The sequence below is a fragment of the Bacillus sp. 05T22 genome (genome assembly GCF_056396765.1).
In genome coordinates this window covers 1-686 of record NZ_JBFTMC010000265.1, presented here as the reverse complement: position 1 = coordinate 686, position 686 = coordinate 1, and the positions used below count along the sequence as shown (strand labels likewise).

Sequence of the window (686 nt, the reverse complement as noted above, 5' to 3'; positions counted from 1 at the left end):
CCACAAGGAAGTGAAAAGCTTCGGGGAATTTTATGTAATTATTTAAAAAAACGTGGTATTCAAACAGCACCAGAGAACATTTTAATTGTTTCAGGTGCACTTCAAGCACTTCAATTAATTGCAGTTGGATTATTAGAAGAAGGATCCATAGTCTTCCAAGAACAACCTTCGTATTTAAATTCTGTGCATCCCTTTCAATCCACTGGAATGCGTATGATTTCAGTTTTACGAGACGCACATTTGACAGACAATTTGCGGGCACTCAAAAGAAAAAGACAATCTTTATTTTACTGTGTGCCAACATTACACAATCCGACAGGATATAATTGGTCGGTGAAAGAAAAGAAAAATCTTTACAACACATGCAAAGAGCTACAAATCCCGATTATTGAAGATGATGTGTATCACGAACTGTTATTTGAATCATATTCTCCTGCTATAAAGTCATTTGATACATCAGGGCAAGTTCTTTATATCGGTAGTGTATCCAAAACGCTAAGTCCTGGATTACGGATCGGTTGGGTTGTTGCACCTTCACCTGTAATTGGACGATTAGCTGATATTAAAATGCAAACAGATTATGGCTCAAGTGCCTTTTCTCAAGAAATCGTCGCACACTGGATATCATCCGGTTTATACGAAAAGCATCTGATCACACTTCGTAAACAATTGAAAAGAAGGGCTAC

General features: G+C 37.3%; 1 protein-coding gene. It reads left to right on the top strand.

The genetic code is table 11. The features are described 5' to 3' along the window. Positions 1-686: aminotransferase-like domain-containing protein (locus AC1DIT_RS28265; protein WP_476998619.1), on the top strand; the 686-nt coding region annotated here is incomplete at both ends.